Consider the following 15,440-nt stretch of genomic DNA (forward strand, 5'->3'; position numbering starts at 1 on the left):
GTGACCCACAGTCCGTAGGCGGCCTTCACCTCGACCTGCCGAGCAACATAGGTGCACCGGTATGCGGTGTTGCTGGGGAGCCAGGTCGCGGCATCGCCGTCGCTCTTCTGCTGGTTCGCCGGGCCATCGACGGCCTGCAGGTTGCGCGGGTCGTTCGCCAGGCTCTTCAGCGTGGCCGGGTCGAGTTGCTGAGCACCTGTCTGCCAGGCATTACTGAGGGCGACCATGTGGTCGATTTGCACAGCGCTGGAGGTGTCGGTGCCGCGGACGAAGCTGATGGTGGTTGCGGTGTACGTATCGGCCAGGGTGCCGGTTTGTACCGCGCATCCGTTGGACCCCGGCTTCACGGTGATCGCGGTGAGATCTCGACGTAAAATATCGTTCCTCGTATCGCAGCCGTTATGACCACCTTCGACGGTGACATCGTCGGTCCAGGCCTGCCCGAACATCTCTCGGTCGTACCCGGTCTTCGGGGCTCGCCCCTTGATCGGCACGGTCGCCAGCATGCTCAGGGCAGCGTTCGCGCCGTCCGCGTTCTCGACCGCCAACGCCACCGGTACGGGTGCGAGCATCGACTCGGGTGTAGTTGCGGCGGAGCTCGGAGCCACGGGCGATGTTGTAGCGATGGCAGCTTTCGAGGTGCTGGTCATCGTGGCGGATGCTGCCGCTACGGCTGCCTCCTGCGCGGCGGTGTCCCTCGACCCGGTCGGATCCACCACACCGATGACCAGCAAGCCGGACACGACTGCACCGGTGACCCACGGCCACTTCCGTCTCCCCTTCGATGCGGTTGGTGCAGGCGGCGAATAATCAAAATCAGACACAGTAGTTCTCCAAAGGCAGGAATGGGCACAACGAGGTCGGTCGACATCGTAGTAGGACCGCTGATAGCGGCCGATACATTCGAAATGCCTTCGCCGTTATCGGCGGGGCAGTGGTTGTCGCATTGGATCGGGTTCGGGCTCATCGACGCGATGGTCATCTCACTCGTCGAAGTCACCTTCGGAGATGTGCCGGGTGCGGGCGTGTCGTTCTGCTCCGGTGAGGGTGGGCGCAATTTGGGTGCGAATCCGGCGGTGGCGGATCTCAATGTGGGCAGCAACATGCAGACGGCCTTAATCACGCTCGCCTGAAGACCTGGATCCGATTCAGCCTGGGGTTGAGTCTCCCCTGAGCAAGCTGTGTACGTGCATGTCATGCCACCCGTCTGCATGGCGTGCTGATCCGCGGCGGATGCCTTCTGTCTGAAATCCGGCCTTATCCGCAACGCGACACGACGCAGCATTGTCTACTGAGTGTTCGAGTTCGAGTCGGTTGAAGGCCACTTCGTCGAAGGCCCATCTTGCTAACGCAACAACGGAATTCGGGCACACTCCATACCCGCGCGCAGATGCGGCCATCCAGTACGCCAGATCGGCCGTCCCGTCATAGAGATCAATATTTTTCAATGCGATACGACCGAGTAGGCGGTCCGAACCTGAATCAACCACAGCCCAATGGGCTCCGGATTCTTTGAGCCACTCAGACTGCCACCCTCCGATCCATCCTGCTGCCTCCTCGATCGAATCAGCACGTTTGACGTGCCATCGTTGGATGAGTGGGTCCTGAAAGAATTCCATCACCGCTGCGGCGTCACCGTTCACCCACGGCCGGAGTGAAACCGACCGCGACACCTCGATCACGGGTTGTTCAATCCCGAACAACGATCCCTCGGGGATCGACGGTTCGACCAGGATGGGCACAAAGTCAATCCTGGTACAGCGTCATCACGTTGAGCAACACCTACCCGACTAACCGTTCTCGGCGAGACAACGCCGTCAAAGGCACGGCTTGCAAGCACACGCTCTGGTTGGCAGGATCATCGCCAGCGTCGCGTGTCGATGACGGACAGCGTCAGGCATGGAGGCGTGGAACTGCCCAGGAGGCAGACACTCATGACCATCACGTTCGATCACACCATCGTCGTCTCGAAAGACCGGTCGGCGTCAGCTGCATTCTTTCGTTGGTTGTTCGACCTACCGGAAGCGCCATCGTGGGGCCGTTCACGAACGTCCAGCTCAGCGACGGGGCACTCATCCAGTTCGCGGAACCGCCGGTCGACGAGATCCAGCCACAGCACTACGCTTTCCGCGTCACCGACGACCTGTTCGACGTTGTCGTCAAACGGCTTTCGGTTGGAGAAATCATGTATTGGGCCGACCCACACCAAACCCAAAAGAGGCAGATCAACCACCATCACGACGGTAGAGGCGTCTACTTCAAAGACCCGGCGGGCCATCTGATCGAGGTACTCACGAAGCCTTATCTCCCGCAATCAGCATTCGACGAGTTTCGCCTGAGCGACGGCCTGAAGTCGAGACGCTGCGTCCGAGTAGCGATAGCAATACCGCACGAAGCTCTGACGCGTGATCACCTCGGTTACTTGAAACAGGGGAACCGGCTGATGCCGATCACCCTTTTGTGTTGCCACCTCCTATCCATCCTCGGAGCCACGAAAAATGTGTGAGCTGCCCTCCGGCAACACTCGGCGGAACACGGAGGTCGGTAAACTGCGCTGCTTCGCGCTCCTGCCTACCTATGCGCTGCAGTAAAGCGACGATATCGGCAATCGCGGCTCTCATATGGGGGTCGTCGGGGTCGTACCCCTCGTCGAGAAGTGCTTGTCGGTAGTACCAATCATCTTCCATACCGAGTTGGACGAATCCGCGAGGTATTCGGTTCCATTTTGTTGAACGTTCGAGTGAATGGAAGATCGAGCAACGCGGGCGAGCAGTCCAGGTGACTGTGGTGGGGAGCCGGCCCACCCTGTTGTCGTATAGCACCTTTAGAGTGCGAGGCATGGTCGAGGCGAGGATAGGGCGCAGCGATGTGGCAGGCGTGCCGGACGCGGTTCTCGACGAGCTAGCGCAATCTTTGGCCGAGAAGATCGATATCCTGCTCGATCGATTGACCGACCGGGCGCTGGCTGCGCCGACGGCCGGGTCTGCGGCCTGGCAGTCGGAGTGGGCGAACCGCGACAGCAGCGAAGGTCGCGCACAGCAGGCTCGGCGTATACGTGTGCGGGCAATACTGGCTGACAGGGCTGGGATCTCAACACATCAGGTCTCGCCGAATCCGACGACGGTCGGGCAGATGACCCCAGCTACCCGACCTCGGACCAAACGCAAGCTTATCGACGATGCGCAGTTGTCGATGTTCTGAACATCCGATATTTGGGGCGGCCGGCTGCCGCTCTCTGCGATAGCGGTTGGATCTCGGAGGTAACCTCACCCGAAAGCTCCGGTAGTCGGTGCAACACGCACGATCAACTACCGCGCAACCATTCTTTCAGTCGACGCAGGCTTCGACGAGTGCTCGCTCCTCGAGATGAAGCGCTTCGAGCTCTTCGAGGGCTTCGCGAAGATAGTCCGGCACACCTGGCGTGTGTTCCCACCGCTCGCGGACGCCCCTGTTTCGCAGCAGTGAGACGGTGTTGTCGACTGCGGACCTCGGCCGTGGCTTGTCCGCGTTGGTCTTTCGGTATTCAAAATCATCGTCCACATCTGTTTGGACGCGCCGGGGACCTGTTGGGTTCCAGCGTGGGCAATTTTTTCTTCGAGCTCGGAGCCCAGGATGTGCTCGATCGGGACCGCCCCACCTTCTGCGCCGGGGGTGTATGCGAGCACGAGCATCCTGACTGAAAGATTTTCTCTAATTGCGGAACCGTTCGAGTCTGCGCTGCGTCGAACAAGTTGGGGAGGGGTGTTTGGCCGTCTGAGGGGGAGGTCGACTGCTCCTCCCCCTCGCATCTTCTGCCGTATCCGCGATAGCTCGCTCTCTCACCCTTAACTAAAGGTGGAGGGTAAGCAGTCTTGGGGTGGTCGGTTTTATTTTGCGTTCTGATCGGCCTTGGCGAGGATGAGGTACTGCGCTGAAATCTGCTGGTCGACGTCTTTTTTGTTGTCGAGGCCGGATGCTTCCCCGACATACCGGCCGTTGGCGATCATGCAGTAGTCCTGGGTGCCTTGAACTGTGTCTTTGGTGACGCAGCGGGCGTCGGGGAGGCCCTGCGGTGAGGGGGCTTCGGTGTATCCCTGACTGGTCAGGTCATTGTGAAATTCGTTCATGATCTTCTGTGCACCTTCATCATCGGATGCGCGGTAGACGGTGGTCTTGTATACGGCGTTGTTCTTCGACCCGGCTTCGGTGAGGACGCGGTAGGTCAGCGGCGGGTTGGTGGAACGGTGCGCCATGCCCCGGGGGCCGTACGCGGCCATGTCGTTGCCGAGTTGGCTTTCGTCGTCTTCTTCGGGGATGGCGTAGATCAGAATCTTGTCCTGGTCCATCACCGGCAGTTCGGCGGGCTTGTCGCCGCGCTGTTCTTTGGTCGGCGTGGCCGGGAACTGATCGATCAACGGGCCCTGTAGGTCCAATGCCTTGGCCACAGCGGTTGCAGTCCAGTCCTTCTGGTCTGCTGGCGCGCTCGCGTAGGTGTACAGCACGTAGGTTCCGTGGGCGGTGAAAGCGTTGACGGAGACTTCCGGGCCCGCGTTGAAATTGTGCTCGGACGTCGAGACGAGCGTGTTGGGCAGTATTGCGATGGTCTCGGGCTTGTCGAGTCCGGTGTCGTCCGAATCGACTGTGATGAGGTCGTTGTGGATTTCCCGTGCAGCAGCGGTGGCACCTTCGGCGGTAGCGAACCGCATCACTACGTGCACGATCGAACGTGACGGGTCGGTCACTGTGGGGACCGGCGTCGAGGCTGTAGTGGAGTAGCCGTAGAGAAAGTCGTGTTTCTTGGCGATGTCCGGTGCGCCGCCGTTGATGATGACTCCGATGTTCGCGGAGCTACGCAGGCCCATCGTCGGCATCCCCACCTTCGACAGTCCAGGGTCTACTTCGAATGGGGCGACAGTGAATTCGGCGAGGCGCTGCGTTTCGACGTCGAGGATCGTGTCGTCAGCGGCGCGTCCGTATTCCGGTGCCGGATCGGTGGGGTACGAGCCGGTGTCGAGACCGGCAGGATCCACGGCAGCGTTGTCACCGCCGGATTTGGCGACCGGCTCACCGTCCGCGCTGCCATCGGTGCTGCATCCGGTGAGGAGTGCTCCGGCACAGGCCAATGCGCCGACGCGCACCATCCATGTCTTTGTTCGCACGGTCGAACGTCCCTTCTCGAGGTCTCGGTCCGGCCTGTAGAAAGGCCGCCAGAACGAGACGATGTCTGTGATAGTTGGATGCAGCTCGGGGGCGAAAGGTTCCCGTCTTATTTCGAACGCCGCACTGCGGCGTCCCCCAGCGCCTCCGACGCGGGTGCTCCGATGCACTCGCATCCGCCGAGGCGTTAAGGTCTGACCGGCACACAGTCGGCGCTGCATCGCCCGAGTGCGAACAGGCAAGACGCAATGGCATCGAGTAACGAGTATTCCGGGGGGAAGATACGTGGCCGACAGCACCGGTGACCGCACCGCCGCCGGCAACGTCGGCGTAGCCGACTCTCCTCGCACTGCAAGCGAACACCCCAGCCCGGGCAGAGCAGCCGCGACCGTCGCACCGTTGGGTCAGCGTGCCGACGCTCTACTCGAGACAGTCAATAGCAAAATCTTGCGGCCCTTCGGCTACGACGCCATCAGCGATCTCGCCGAACAACGCGCAGCGGACAATCAACAGTCCCGTTCTGTGGTCGTTGTCGGCGAGGTCAAACGCGGCAAGAGCTCACTGGTCAACGCACTGGTCGGATGCCGCGATCTTTCTCCTGTCGGGGTGGAGGTGACCACCTCGACGACCATCGCGTTCGGCGATGCCGCCGAGGATCTTCCTGCCGGGACAGCGCGGCTGCTCTACCCGGGCCGCGGCGTCGAGATCCCTGCATCCGAACTCGCGGACTGGGTCTCGTGCGAAGGCATCCATGTCGCGAACACTGCACTCGACGAGCTGCCGACGCGCGCAGCAGTTGCGGTGCCCGGTCACCGAATGCCGGGGTTGACGGTGATCGACACCCCCGGTGTCGGCGGGCTCGACCCGTCCTACGCAGCACTGGCAACATCTTCGGCAGCTCAGGCATGTGTACTGGTCATCGTCTGCGATGCCACCACCCCGCTCACCGCCCCGGAGATGAGCTTCGCGGCCGCCGCCGGCAGCGCCACCGAAGCGCTGATCGTGGTGGTCACCAAAACCGACAAGAACGTACGCAGGTGGGCGCCGATCGTCGAAAACGACAAGCAGTTGCTCCGCGAGCACCTCGGCCGCGACGTACCGGTTCTGGGTGTGTCGAGCTTGCGTGCGGTCGTTGCCGCCGAGATGGCCCCCGGTCCAGGTCGTGACCGCGCCGAGCAGCGTTCCGGCATCACTGCACTGCGCACTCTGATCGATGCGAAACTTGCCGGCGCGCAGTACATGCCGGTTGCCAATGGCCTGCGAACCTCCCTCGGCGGTTTGCGGACCCTCGCCGGCGATATGGAGACGCAGATCGCCGGGATCACCGACAGTGCCGCCGTCGTTCCGGATCTCACAGCGAAGCTCGAGGAATTGCAATCGATAAAGGATCATTCACAGGAGTGGGAGCAGTACCTGCAGCGGGATCTGACGCTGATCCGCCAGAGCGCCACCGATGAACTCGATCGCCGACTCGACGAGATCCGTGAGAAGTGGACGACACGGATCAACAAGAACGGCATGGACGTACTGCGCAGGAATCCGCAGCACTTCACTGCCGAGATGGAGAAGGATTTCCAATCGGCGATGGCCGGGTCCGTGACGGTGTTCCTCGAACAGCTCTACAACGAGATCGTTGCCCCACGATTCGACTCGGATGTCGTGTGGGAGCAGATCTACGGGCAAGTGGTCACAGTGCTATCCAACCGTACGATCGAGACCCATCAGGTCACAGGCAAGCGTCAGGGGCTGCTCGACCCGTCGATGCTCACGATGGGTGTCATGGGTTCTTCGATGCTCGGGGGCATCATCGGCGTGTCGACCATCATCGGAGTGGGCGCCGTCGTCGGCGTCGCTTGGGTGGGACTGAACATCGGATTCCGTGCCATGCGCGCGGGTAAAACGAATCTGTTGACGTGGCTGAGGGAAACCATCGCCACCACCAAGACCACCACCACCCGCATGATCGATTCGACGCTCGCACAGGCCCGCCCGGAGATCGTGATCCGCTACCGCGAACACCTCAAGACCTCCATCGCGCATTTGCAGGAGCAGATCAAGGACGCCCAGGACAGCGCCCGCACCGATAAGGCCACACGGGAGAAGAAACTGGCTCGTCTCGAAGGAAATCTGAAAGTGGTCCGCGGCAACATCACCCGCGTCGAGGGGCTCATCGTCGAACTTTCCGCCCCCGCCTCCGCACGCTCGGCCGTCGATCGGCAGATGGTCACCGCCGAAGGTGTGCAGTGAACGCCCCGGCGGGGCCGGCGTTGGACCCGGTGCGCGCCGCTCTCGACCGGGCGCTGCACGCACTGGCAGCCGTGGGCCCCGATCTCGCTGCCCACGCCAATCGCATCGGTGAGATCTTGTGGTCACCTCCGCGCATAGTCGTCGTGGGACGTCTCAAGGCTGGTAAGTCCACCCTGGTCAACGCCCTGATCGGTGCGTCTGTTGCCGACACCGCAGCGCTGGAAGCCACCGCCATTGTCTCGGTGTATCAAGACGGTGCCCCGGCCCGCACCGAGGCAGTTCTGCTCGATGGCACCCGCCGCCCCGTCGACACCGTCCGAGGCGCCATCACCGCCCTGGACATTGCGCCCCACGAGATCGCCTACCTGCACCGGCGACTTCCATCGGCCGCGATCCGCGACTACACGCTCATCGACACGCCAGGGCTGGCCACCTTGACCACCGAGAACGAGACCCGGACCCGCCGGGTGCTCATCGATGGTTTCGAGCAGACACGTACGGCCTCCGTCGATGCCGACGCCGCAGTGTTTCTGTTCGACTCTGCGCCGCGCGCCGACGAGCTCGACTTCCTCCGCCATCTCGGCTTCACACCGTTGACCACACTCGGTGTGCTTTCGCGCGCAGACGGATTCGGCGAAGGGGCTCTCGGCGGCCGGGATCCACTCGAGCACGCCGAGCATCATGCGGCCACCCTCGCAGCGCAGCTCTCGGAGACCGTCATGACGGTTCTGCCGATCGCGGGGCTGCTCGCCGAGACCTCTCACACTGGTGCAGTGACCGAGCAGGACACCAGGGCGCTCGCAGCGTTGGTCGACATCGAGCCCTTCGATCTGATCGATCTCCTCGATTCCGGCGCTCACGATGCCTCGGATGGCATCGGCGCCGGTGGATCGGTGTCGATCGAGGTCCGCAACAGGCTCCTGGATCTACTGGGCGAATACGGCATCGTCCACGGCCGCACCATCGCGCGCGGCGGCGCAGCTGCACTCAACGATTGGCTCGTAGCCCGATCCGGCGTCCCGAGACTGCGCAGTGTCTTGAGGTATCACCTGGGCAGTTTCGCGCACCTGCATCGTGCCGGCCGGATCATCGGCGAACTCGAGCGACTCGCGTACACCCATCCCGACCGAGGCCGTATTCGCGCGATAGTCGACACGCTGCGTACCGATCCAGCACTGCACACCGTTGTCCTGTTCGGACATCTCAAAGCGATGCTCGATGCGGATCCCACATCGCCGGTGACGACCGAGCTGCGACGGCTCATCGAATATCCCCACCCGGCTGCAGCGTTGGGGCTGCCCCCGACGGCTACGGGCGCCGACATCCGGGCTGAGGCGCAGCGCAAGCTCACCTGGGTGCACACCTGCGCCCTGTCGACGTTGACCTCCGCCGAAGATGCGGCCCTGGTCTCTCTGATTCACACCTACGGGCTGATGCTGCGATGAAATATCGAGTGCGGCCAATGCACGATCGGCGCAGGGGGTAGCGGTACATGGACCACATAGTGGTGTTGACGATCGATTTCGGCGACGACGGCATCGTGGTCGCGGCGACCCGCACCGAGCAGTGCCAGGTTCACTCGCTGACGTTGACCGGGAACCACGGTGGCACAGATCGAACCCGTTCTCCCGCCGAGGTAATTTTCGATGGCATCGACCAGGTCACGGTGGCAAGCGCTCGGCTGAGCAATGTGCTCGCCCCGCCGGACGATCTCGTTCTCACTCATCCCCAGCACTGGACTCCGGCTCAGGTGCAGACACTGCACGAGGGCGTCGACGCTGCCGGATTCCCGGACAGCCGGGTGCATGTGCACCCGAAACCGTTCGCGGCGATCCCCGGTTCCCCGTTGTGAATGTCAGTTTCAGAAGTTGATTGCACGGCTGCCAGGCGATTTGAGCTCGAATGAAGTCGTCTTCTGACATCTCGGTGTCAGAAGACGACTTCAAAGTGGGCGGTCGGTGCTTGTCAGGAAAGTGCGGTGCCGCCCTGACTGTCTGTGTCGATCTGCTCGCGGAGGATGTCACCGTGGCCGGCGTGCCTGGCGAACTCCTGAATCATCATCAGCAGTGTCCAGCGCATGCTGACGATTCCTTCTGTAGGCAGGTCGATGGTGTCGTCGAGATCGAACCGCGAGGCGATGTCGCGTGACTGCTTGCTGGCTCGCTCGAACTCGACGATGACGTCGGCTACCGTCTCGTGGTTACCGACGGTGAAGGTTCCTACGTCGCGGCGGGAGTAGCCATCGCAGTCGGACTCGCTGAACCCGGCCCAATGCCGTTGGAACCAAATGTGTTCCGCTGCTGCAGCATGCTTGATCAACGCGATCGGTGTTGTGAGCGACGGGGTGCCCCCAACCCCGGCGAAAGATCTCTCCGGCTAAGAAGTGTAGTGCGCGGCTGGTCGCCGCATGAAAGTAGTCGTACAGCTTCCGCTTGCCAGCCCGCTCCGCGATCCAGTTGCCAGAGGGCGACATTCCTCCGCTCCAGTTGTACTGCTTCTGCAGAGCTTTCAACTCCGTCTTGATTTTCTCCCGGTCGGCGACCTTCGAGTCGAGGAATGCCTTGGGGTAACAGAGTTGTGCCATCTCCTCATTGCCGATGTAGTTACGCTGCGCGATAAGTGACCGCAGGGAATCCCACATGCCGAGCAACGTGAACAGCTTCTGCGAATCGGCCAAGTCGAGTGACACGAGGAATTCAAGGTACATCACGTCCTCAAGCGAGGCGCGCACGAAGGTCACGGCTAGGTGACCCAATTCCTGTCGGGCAAGCAAAACAGCAGCTTGCATGGTCCCCTGACACACACCCTTGGCGTGGTGATGACTGATCGTGAAGTCCACTTCCGCATACATAATTTCAGAAGACGACTGCAATCAGGGCTAACCCCCAGCAAACCGTGAAGCCTTCTTCTGAAACTGACACAATCTTTCTCAGTAGCCCGTTCGCACTCGTCCGGTATGACGATGGTCAAAACACACACCGAAACCCGCAGGAGCGATCTGAGGGCGGTCCGGGCAATAGGCGTTGACTCAGGCTTCCGATTCCTACAAGCGCATTGGACGATGGGGCGATGGGACAAATACCTGGCGATTTCGCCTTGACGATGGACGAGTTGCGCGTCGTTGCGCGTTTCGCCGCAGACAGCGCCGAGACGGTACTGCTGGATTTTGAAGCCGAACTTCCGGACGACCCGCGCCCACGCTTAGCGCTGGCCGCAGCACTGACATTCGCGAACGGAGCACCACGAACCAACCTTCAACGAACGACCGCGTTCGCTGCACACCGCGCCTCGAAAGAAGCAACTAGCGAGACCGCACGACTTGCAGCACAAGCATGTGGAGACGCGGCCGCAGCCGCATACCTTCACCCGATCACCAAAGCGACTCAGGTCGGCCACATCTTGCGTTCCGCGGCGTGCGCCGCTCGGGTGGCCGAGTTGAAAGCGGGTGGCGATGAGGCCGCGGCCATGGGCGCGATTATCTCAGCTGCTCAGCGCGCCACCCCCAAACTGCGAGACGTGTTGAACCGGTACCCGTTGGGGCCAAGTGGAACCGGCAGACTCGCACAGATCATGAGCGCGCTTGACACCTACCTGCGACACTCAAACTCGGGACCGAAACCGGTCTTCCCGAATTGACGGTGTTCCCCGTCCGGTGTGGCGATGGTCAAAACGGCCCCCAAATCCGCAGGAAGCGACTCAGACGGTCTCGTCTGGAACGGCCCGATAATAGGTCGGCCTGAGATTCATGCAAGACCGGGTGAGCAGTCACGACAGCACATCGGTGAACTTCCACCACCGCGCGTCAGGTTAGACACCGGCACAGATTGAGCCTTAGAACGGTAAGGACTGGCCTACTCGGAGCGTGCTATATGGATCTGCCCCGCAGTAGACCAGCACGACTAGGTGGCGATGATTTGCGGCCCGATATCGAGGCTTTCCAGGTCGCTCATCAGCCGGTCATAGACGGAAGACTCGTAGAAGCCTTCCGCACCACTGTTCCCTTGCTCCGGGTCGATTTTTGCGATGTCGGGAACGTCGTAGGAGATGACATATCCGGCCTGCGCATCACTCCAATCGACCTGGACGAACATGTCCGCTGTGTGAATGTCGTACTTACCGTCCCCGTAATTCTTCGCGATGTATTCGAAGGAGTACGTGAAGCTGTAGTTTTCGTCCTGCTTCAGCGACTGGAGGTCGTCCTCTTCGTCGTCCGACTCACTCTCCAGCCTCAGGTCATCATCACCTGCAGTGAAGTGGCCATGGGGGTCCAGCACATCGGCGTCAGCCTCTTCGCCGCAAACGGGGCAAGATTCGCTAGCCATGGATCTCCTTCGGAGTTGTGTAATTATCTGACGGCCTACTCTAGATTCTTGCCTCAGTTTGGTTTATCCGGTTGGTGATGGTCCGTTCTGACGATGGTCAAAACGCACACTTAAACCCGCAGGAAACGACTCAGGCGCATGCCGAGGAAGTCGGCGAGACTCGGACACCGGCTCCCGTCAGCGGTGTCGTTGCTCGTCCCTATGCTTTCGAGCATGACCTTAACCGCGCTGCACCGTGTCCTGGGTATGCCGCCGGGACCGTTGACTGATGCCATGCTCGACGAAGCGGTAGGGGCGGGTGCCGCAGAGACTGACAATCTGGATTGAAAGGCGGAGCTTCCGCCGATGAAGGGCTTGCCGCTGTCGGCCGCAGTAGTTCTCGACTAAAGAAGGACCTCATGCCGCGTAGCACTTCCACACAAGTAAATGTTGCTGCCACCGAACTCCCCGCACTCCGGGCGGCTATGCGCGACGCGCAGACCGCCGCTGCTGACTACTACGGGCAGACTGCCCGCAATGTGAGCATTGACGATCTCGGTACACCTGTACGTAGGTTCTTGGTCGCCGCACAGACCGTCAACGAGCTGCTGAGCAAGGGTACTGACGCCGCGACGTACAAGAACATCGTCAGTGGTGGACACCCCGGCGCAAGCGTCATCCGAGGTGTGAAATACGTGAGAAACGTCGTAGAGCATATATCTCATGTAATTCAACCCAGGGCCGAGCACACCTTGATCGGGGGTGCCAGCGGTCTGCGGGCTTACTTGTTCTGGGATGAGGTTCCGGCCGCGGTCCACGCCCAATTGCACCGGGGGACACAGAAGCTCAAGCCGGACTACGATGCGTCGCTGCTGGGCGTGAATGTCACCGAGACGATGCTGGACACTCTCAAATTCTTCTCTGACGTCGCACCCAACATCCCCCACCGGGACTCACGGGGTGAGTGGACCGACTTTCCGCTGATGGACCAACCCGGTGTGCGAGATCGACTTCATCCCGAGGAACCGTCGGAGGAGGTGACCGCGCGTGCATGGCTCAATGGGCGGCGCCCCAACGGCGACGTTCGAGTCATTTGCGGTCAGATCACTCGTGATGGGATTCGGTATGTTTTTGGCCACACGTTTGTAGATGGGCTTTCCTACGCGCCATTCGTCGAGACTGTCGAGCAGCTCAGTCTCGATATGACCGCCGGATATTCATACGTGGCAGGCGACGTCTTGGAGAACACGGTCAACCGTAACGACAACTTCCCGCACGTTGTTCAGGGCGCAGTGTTCCAATGCCGTCACGACATCGGGACGTGGACGACAGCCGCTCCAAGCGGAGGCTGGGACAAGGATTGGGTAGACGGGAAAACAGCTATTACCTGGCACAGACTGGTGGAGATGGAGCGAAACGAAGGCTATCCCGCAGGTTTTTCCTACCTCATACGCCGGGCGCGACGCATGAACGCCCTCGTGCCCTATTCGCCATAGACACGGCAGAGTCCGGCTGTACGCGATGACATGGGTTGCCTCCGAGCCTCTCGCTAAAGCGAGATCGACCAGGTAGTTCGAGCCATCCGCATCGGGGCGCAAGGTGTCGGTGACCTGACCTCAGTTCCTATGCCCCGTCCACCGGTAGCCCCGAGAACCCTCGGGCATCGTCACGCATCTGCCCTAGCACCGCGAAGTTGCTTAGAACGATCTCCGGTTCGTACGTAGCCGTAACTCTCAGCTCCCGCATCTGAGCGAGATCCTGATCCGACAAACTCTCCAGCCATGCCGAGATCTGCGCAGCGCTCGGTGAGTTACCCATCTGGACGATGGTCTCGACCATCTCAGGCCGAACAGCCGCGGCCCCTAGGCGATCGCTATCGAATTGTGCTGCAGATGTCGCCAACCCGCTTGGCAACGCGCTGCGCTCATCTTCACGTCCGACCGAGATCTCGTACCGAGCAGGTAAGGGTGGTGCCGGCAGTTCGATCCCGGTGATCAGCCGTGGTACTGCCTGAGTCCGTACCCACGTGGCGAGTTCGTCGAGCTCCTTCATCAGCACCGGCCAGCGCTCGGTACCGGGCCGGTTGATACCGATGGTCGGGAAGAGCGCGACAGGGATGTGCTGCCCTCTGGGAGTCTCCGCGATCACCTCTCCGGCCTGCAAAGGCACCTCCGGACGACGCTCGACATCTGCTAATGACGGCGGCGCAAGGTCCTCGCGATGGATGGCTGCGAGGCGGACGGCCGTGACCGCTGGTGCTCGGTGCTTCGATGGTTCGTGTGCGACGTTAGCAGCGCCATCGGGTGATCATGCGAGCTCACCGCCCGGTGAAAGGGTTGGAGCCTCTCGATGCGCTTGATCAACTCACTACCCCGTTGCATAGAGGGGGGCCCGTTTTTTTGTGCGGCCTTTCAGCCATGCGTCGAATGCATCGTAGGTCTGCGCCGCCGGCATCTCGACGACGTTGGCCGCCTTCTCGTCGAGTGTGCCATCGCGGTACTCGACCTCCGCGAACAAGGTGTGCTCGATCGCGTTTCGTAGGACGACCAGGGCGTCGGCGACCAGTAGGACGACCTTGCGCGGCATCGGCGACATGCCCACTACGACAGTCTGACTGTGCGTGGCCATCGGCACCTCTCGCAGCTGGATGGTTCCTTCCGGCTGCGTCTGATGGTCGAAGAGGAGGCTGGCGACTTCTCCGATGAGCTCGTCGGCGTGCGCGAGCGTCGCCGCCACGGCCAGATGGTGGTCGGGCAGCCTTGCGTAGCTCGAACTCATCCTCGGTCCTTCTGAATCGGCGTTGTACGTGGAGTCCATGCTCCGCCAGGCCCTGCTGGTTCTCGACTCGGATTCGCCCGCGAGGCGGTGACGTTGCTGCGTCCCACTGAACATACTGTGATGTCGACAGGCGGACGATCGGACGAATATGGACAGCGTTGAACGGCTCGTGGTGCAGGTTTCGGAATCGAACCGACTACTCCACCAAGGGGGCGTGTCCCGCTGGCGGATTAGTCTGATGCTTCTCGACAACACAGCCGAACTGCTACTCAAGCGGGAGTGTGACAGCAGACTCTCTCTGAACCACCTCGGTCAGGGCTACTACGAGTCAGTGTGCGCCGCTTTAGAGCGCGGCGAGACCGAAGAGCAGCCGACACAATTCGATGACGACGATGAATTGCCGCGAAAGCTCGTGGACGTAAAGGTTGAGCTCGAACGCGAATTGGCGTCGGACGAAGAACTGGAGAAGATCGAGAGTGAGTTCGCGCCAAAGGTTGCCTACCTGCAACGCAACGATGTGTTCAGTCCCTTTCACGCCGCCGTCCTCAGGCGGCTGCACCTGTACCGCAACGAGATCTACCACGACGACAAAGTACGGCCGGCCACCGTCGAGGCAGCAGCGAAGATCTACACGTACGTCGTCTGCGACCTGATGCGACGGAGTTCGACGTCTGGCGTGCCGATTGCGTTTAGCGTGCCCACCCCGGAACTGGACGCGCTCTATCCAGAGCAGCAGCACCACCCGTACGAACTGAGTCGATACGCGGACAGCCTGCTGTCTCTCTCCCCGATCGACACTGCGGAGAAGCTGGCAGAGACGCTCTCGGAACATCTGATTGATCGGCTCGAAGAACTGGATCTAGACCTCAGCTACGTTCAAACGAGGGGTAGCAACTTTGGAGTCGTCGTCGACGAGTGAGGCTCCCCCCGGATGGTGGACACCGAGATAGCGGGATCGATGGTTCCGCTGGAAGGATG

18 protein-coding genes and 2 pseudogenes are annotated in these 15,440 nt (G+C 61.3%); 9 read left to right on the forward strand and 11 right to left on the reverse strand.

Going from position 1 to position 15,440, the window contains the following annotated elements; genetic code table 11:
- Nucleotides 1–650: HNH endonuclease family protein (locus BJI47_RS20165; protein WP_254900711.1), on the reverse strand; the 650-nt coding region annotated here is incomplete at its 3' end.
- On the opposite strand from BJI47_RS20165, the gene BJI47_RS24795 reads away from it, so the two are divergent.
- Nucleotides 625–810 (forward strand): hypothetical protein, encoded by a 186-nt coding sequence (locus BJI47_RS24795; protein WP_125458775.1) that lies wholly within the window; start codon nt 625–627, stop codon nt 808–810. The genes BJI47_RS20165 and BJI47_RS24795 overlap by 26 nt on opposite strands.
- Before the next feature lie 98 nt (nt 811–908).
- Nucleotides 909–1,133 (forward strand): hypothetical protein, encoded by a 225-nt coding sequence (locus BJI47_RS20170; RefSeq protein WP_176224983.1) that lies wholly within the window; start codon nt 909–911, stop codon nt 1,131–1,133.
- A 15-nt stretch (nt 1,134–1,148) separates the two neighbouring features.
- Here the strand turns inward: BJI47_RS20170 and BJI47_RS20175 are convergent, their stop codons facing one another.
- The 3 genes from BJI47_RS20175 to BJI47_RS24225 form a co-directional block, all read right to left on the reverse strand.
- Nucleotides 1,149–1,742: a GNAT family N-acetyltransferase gene (locus BJI47_RS20175; protein ID WP_088945427.1), complete on the reverse strand. Its 594-nt coding sequence runs from the start codon at nt 1,740–1,742 to the stop codon at nt 1,149–1,151.
- A 209-nt stretch (nt 1,743–1,951) separates the two neighbouring features.
- Nucleotides 1,952–2,314 carry a hypothetical protein gene (locus BJI47_RS25065; RefSeq protein ID WP_176224984.1) on the reverse strand — a complete coding sequence of 121 codons (363 nt, stop codon included), beginning with the start codon at nt 2,312–2,314 and terminating at the stop codon, nt 1,952–1,954.
- Nucleotides 2,315–2,470 carry a hypothetical protein gene (locus BJI47_RS24225; protein WP_176224985.1) on the reverse strand — a complete coding sequence of 52 codons (156 nt, stop codon included), beginning with the start codon at nt 2,468–2,470 and terminating at the stop codon, nt 2,315–2,317. It lies immediately after the preceding gene.
- A gap of 368 nt (nt 2,471–2,838) precedes the next feature.
- On the opposite strand from BJI47_RS24225, the gene BJI47_RS20185 reads away from it, so the two are divergent.
- Entirely contained in the window at nt 2,839–3,201 is a 363-nt protein-coding gene (locus BJI47_RS20185; protein ID WP_125458772.1) for a hypothetical protein, read from the forward strand.
- 126 nt (nt 3,202–3,327) lie between these two features.
- On the opposite strand, the gene BJI47_RS20190 is transcribed toward BJI47_RS20185, so the two are convergent.
- Together BJI47_RS20190 and BJI47_RS20195 are read right to left on the reverse strand one after the other, a co-directional pair.
- Nucleotides 3,328–3,540 carry a hypothetical protein gene (locus BJI47_RS20190; RefSeq protein ID WP_088945430.1) on the reverse strand — a complete coding sequence of 71 codons (213 nt, stop codon included), beginning with the start codon at nt 3,538–3,540 and terminating at the stop codon, nt 3,328–3,330.
- 326 nt (nt 3,541–3,866) lie between these two features.
- Nucleotides 3,867–5,138: a hypothetical protein gene (locus tag BJI47_RS20195; RefSeq protein ID WP_254900709.1), complete on the reverse strand. Its 1,272-nt coding sequence runs from the start codon at nt 5,136–5,138 to the stop codon at nt 3,867–3,869.
- Between the two features lie 283 nt (nt 5,139–5,421).
- Here BJI47_RS20195 and BJI47_RS20200 point away from each other — a divergent pair, with 283 nt between their 5' ends.
- Genes BJI47_RS20200 through BJI47_RS20210 form a run of 3 tightly spaced genes read left to right on the forward strand, consistent with a single transcriptional unit; the run spans nt 5,422 to nt 9,235 of the window.
- Nucleotides 5,422–7,383, forward strand: coding sequence for a dynamin family protein (locus tag BJI47_RS20200; protein WP_254900710.1), 1,962 nt, complete (start codon nt 5,422–5,424; stop codon nt 7,381–7,383).
- Nucleotides 7,380–8,828 (forward strand): GTPase, encoded by a 1,449-nt coding sequence (locus BJI47_RS20205; protein ID WP_088945431.1) that lies wholly within the window; start codon nt 7,380–7,382, stop codon nt 8,826–8,828. The genes BJI47_RS20200 and BJI47_RS20205 overlap by 4 nt, the downstream gene beginning before the upstream one ends.
- 47 nt (nt 8,829–8,875) lie before the next feature.
- On the forward strand, nt 8,876–9,235 hold the full coding sequence (locus tag BJI47_RS20210; protein WP_088945432.1) for a hypothetical protein: 360 nt from the start codon (nt 8,876–8,878) through the stop codon (nt 9,233–9,235).
- Between the two features lie 113 nt (nt 9,236–9,348).
- Here BJI47_RS20210 and BJI47_RS20215 read toward each other — a convergent pair.
- Together BJI47_RS20215 and BJI47_RS25070 are read right to left on the reverse strand one after the other, a co-directional pair.
- Nucleotides 9,349–9,717: pseudogene (locus BJI47_RS20215) on the reverse strand (DUF664 domain-containing protein); the annotation flags it as partial.
- Between the two features lie 43 nt (nt 9,718–9,760).
- Nucleotides 9,761–10,234: pseudogene (locus BJI47_RS25070) on the reverse strand (DUF5677 domain-containing protein); the annotation flags it as partial.
- A 218-nt stretch (nt 10,235–10,452) separates the two neighbouring features.
- Here BJI47_RS25070 and BJI47_RS20220 point away from each other — a divergent pair.
- Nucleotides 10,453–11,019, forward strand: coding sequence for a putative immunity protein (locus tag BJI47_RS20220; protein ID WP_088945434.1), 567 nt, complete (start codon nt 10,453–10,455; stop codon nt 11,017–11,019).
- A gap of 263 nt (nt 11,020–11,282) precedes the next feature.
- Here BJI47_RS20220 and BJI47_RS20225 read toward each other — a convergent pair whose 3' ends face one another.
- Nucleotides 11,283–11,705 (reverse strand): hypothetical protein, encoded by a 423-nt coding sequence (locus BJI47_RS20225; RefSeq protein WP_088945435.1) that lies wholly within the window; start codon nt 11,703–11,705, stop codon nt 11,283–11,285.
- A 398-nt stretch (nt 11,706–12,103) separates the two neighbouring features.
- Between BJI47_RS20225 and BJI47_RS20230 the strand changes: the two genes are divergently transcribed.
- Entirely contained in the window at nt 12,104–13,180 is a 1,077-nt protein-coding gene (locus tag BJI47_RS20230) for a hypothetical protein (protein ID WP_125458773.1), read from the forward strand.
- Between the two features lie 127 nt (nt 13,181–13,307).
- Here BJI47_RS20230 and BJI47_RS24325 read toward each other — a convergent pair whose 3' ends face one another.
- Both BJI47_RS24325 and BJI47_RS24330 read right to left on the reverse strand, forming a co-directional pair.
- Entirely contained in the window at nt 13,308–13,853 is a 546-nt protein-coding gene (locus BJI47_RS24325) for a hypothetical protein (RefSeq protein ID WP_217808567.1), read from the reverse strand.
- A 198-nt stretch (nt 13,854–14,051) separates the two neighbouring features.
- Nucleotides 14,052–14,462 (reverse strand): hypothetical protein, encoded by a 411-nt coding sequence (locus BJI47_RS24330; RefSeq protein ID WP_217808568.1) that lies wholly within the window; start codon nt 14,460–14,462, stop codon nt 14,052–14,054.
- A 238-nt stretch (nt 14,463–14,700) separates the two neighbouring features.
- Here BJI47_RS24330 and BJI47_RS20240 point away from each other — a divergent pair, with 238 nt between their 5' ends.
- Nucleotides 14,701–15,381: a hypothetical protein gene (locus BJI47_RS20240; RefSeq protein WP_125458774.1), complete on the forward strand. Its 681-nt coding sequence runs from the start codon at nt 14,701–14,703 to the stop codon at nt 15,379–15,381.
- Nucleotides 15,382–15,440: the final 59 nt, after the last annotated feature.

The organism is Rhodococcus sp. 1168, assembly GCF_002091955.1.
Taxonomy (GTDB): domain Bacteria; phylum Actinomycetota; class Actinomycetes; order Mycobacteriales; family Mycobacteriaceae; genus Rhodococcoides.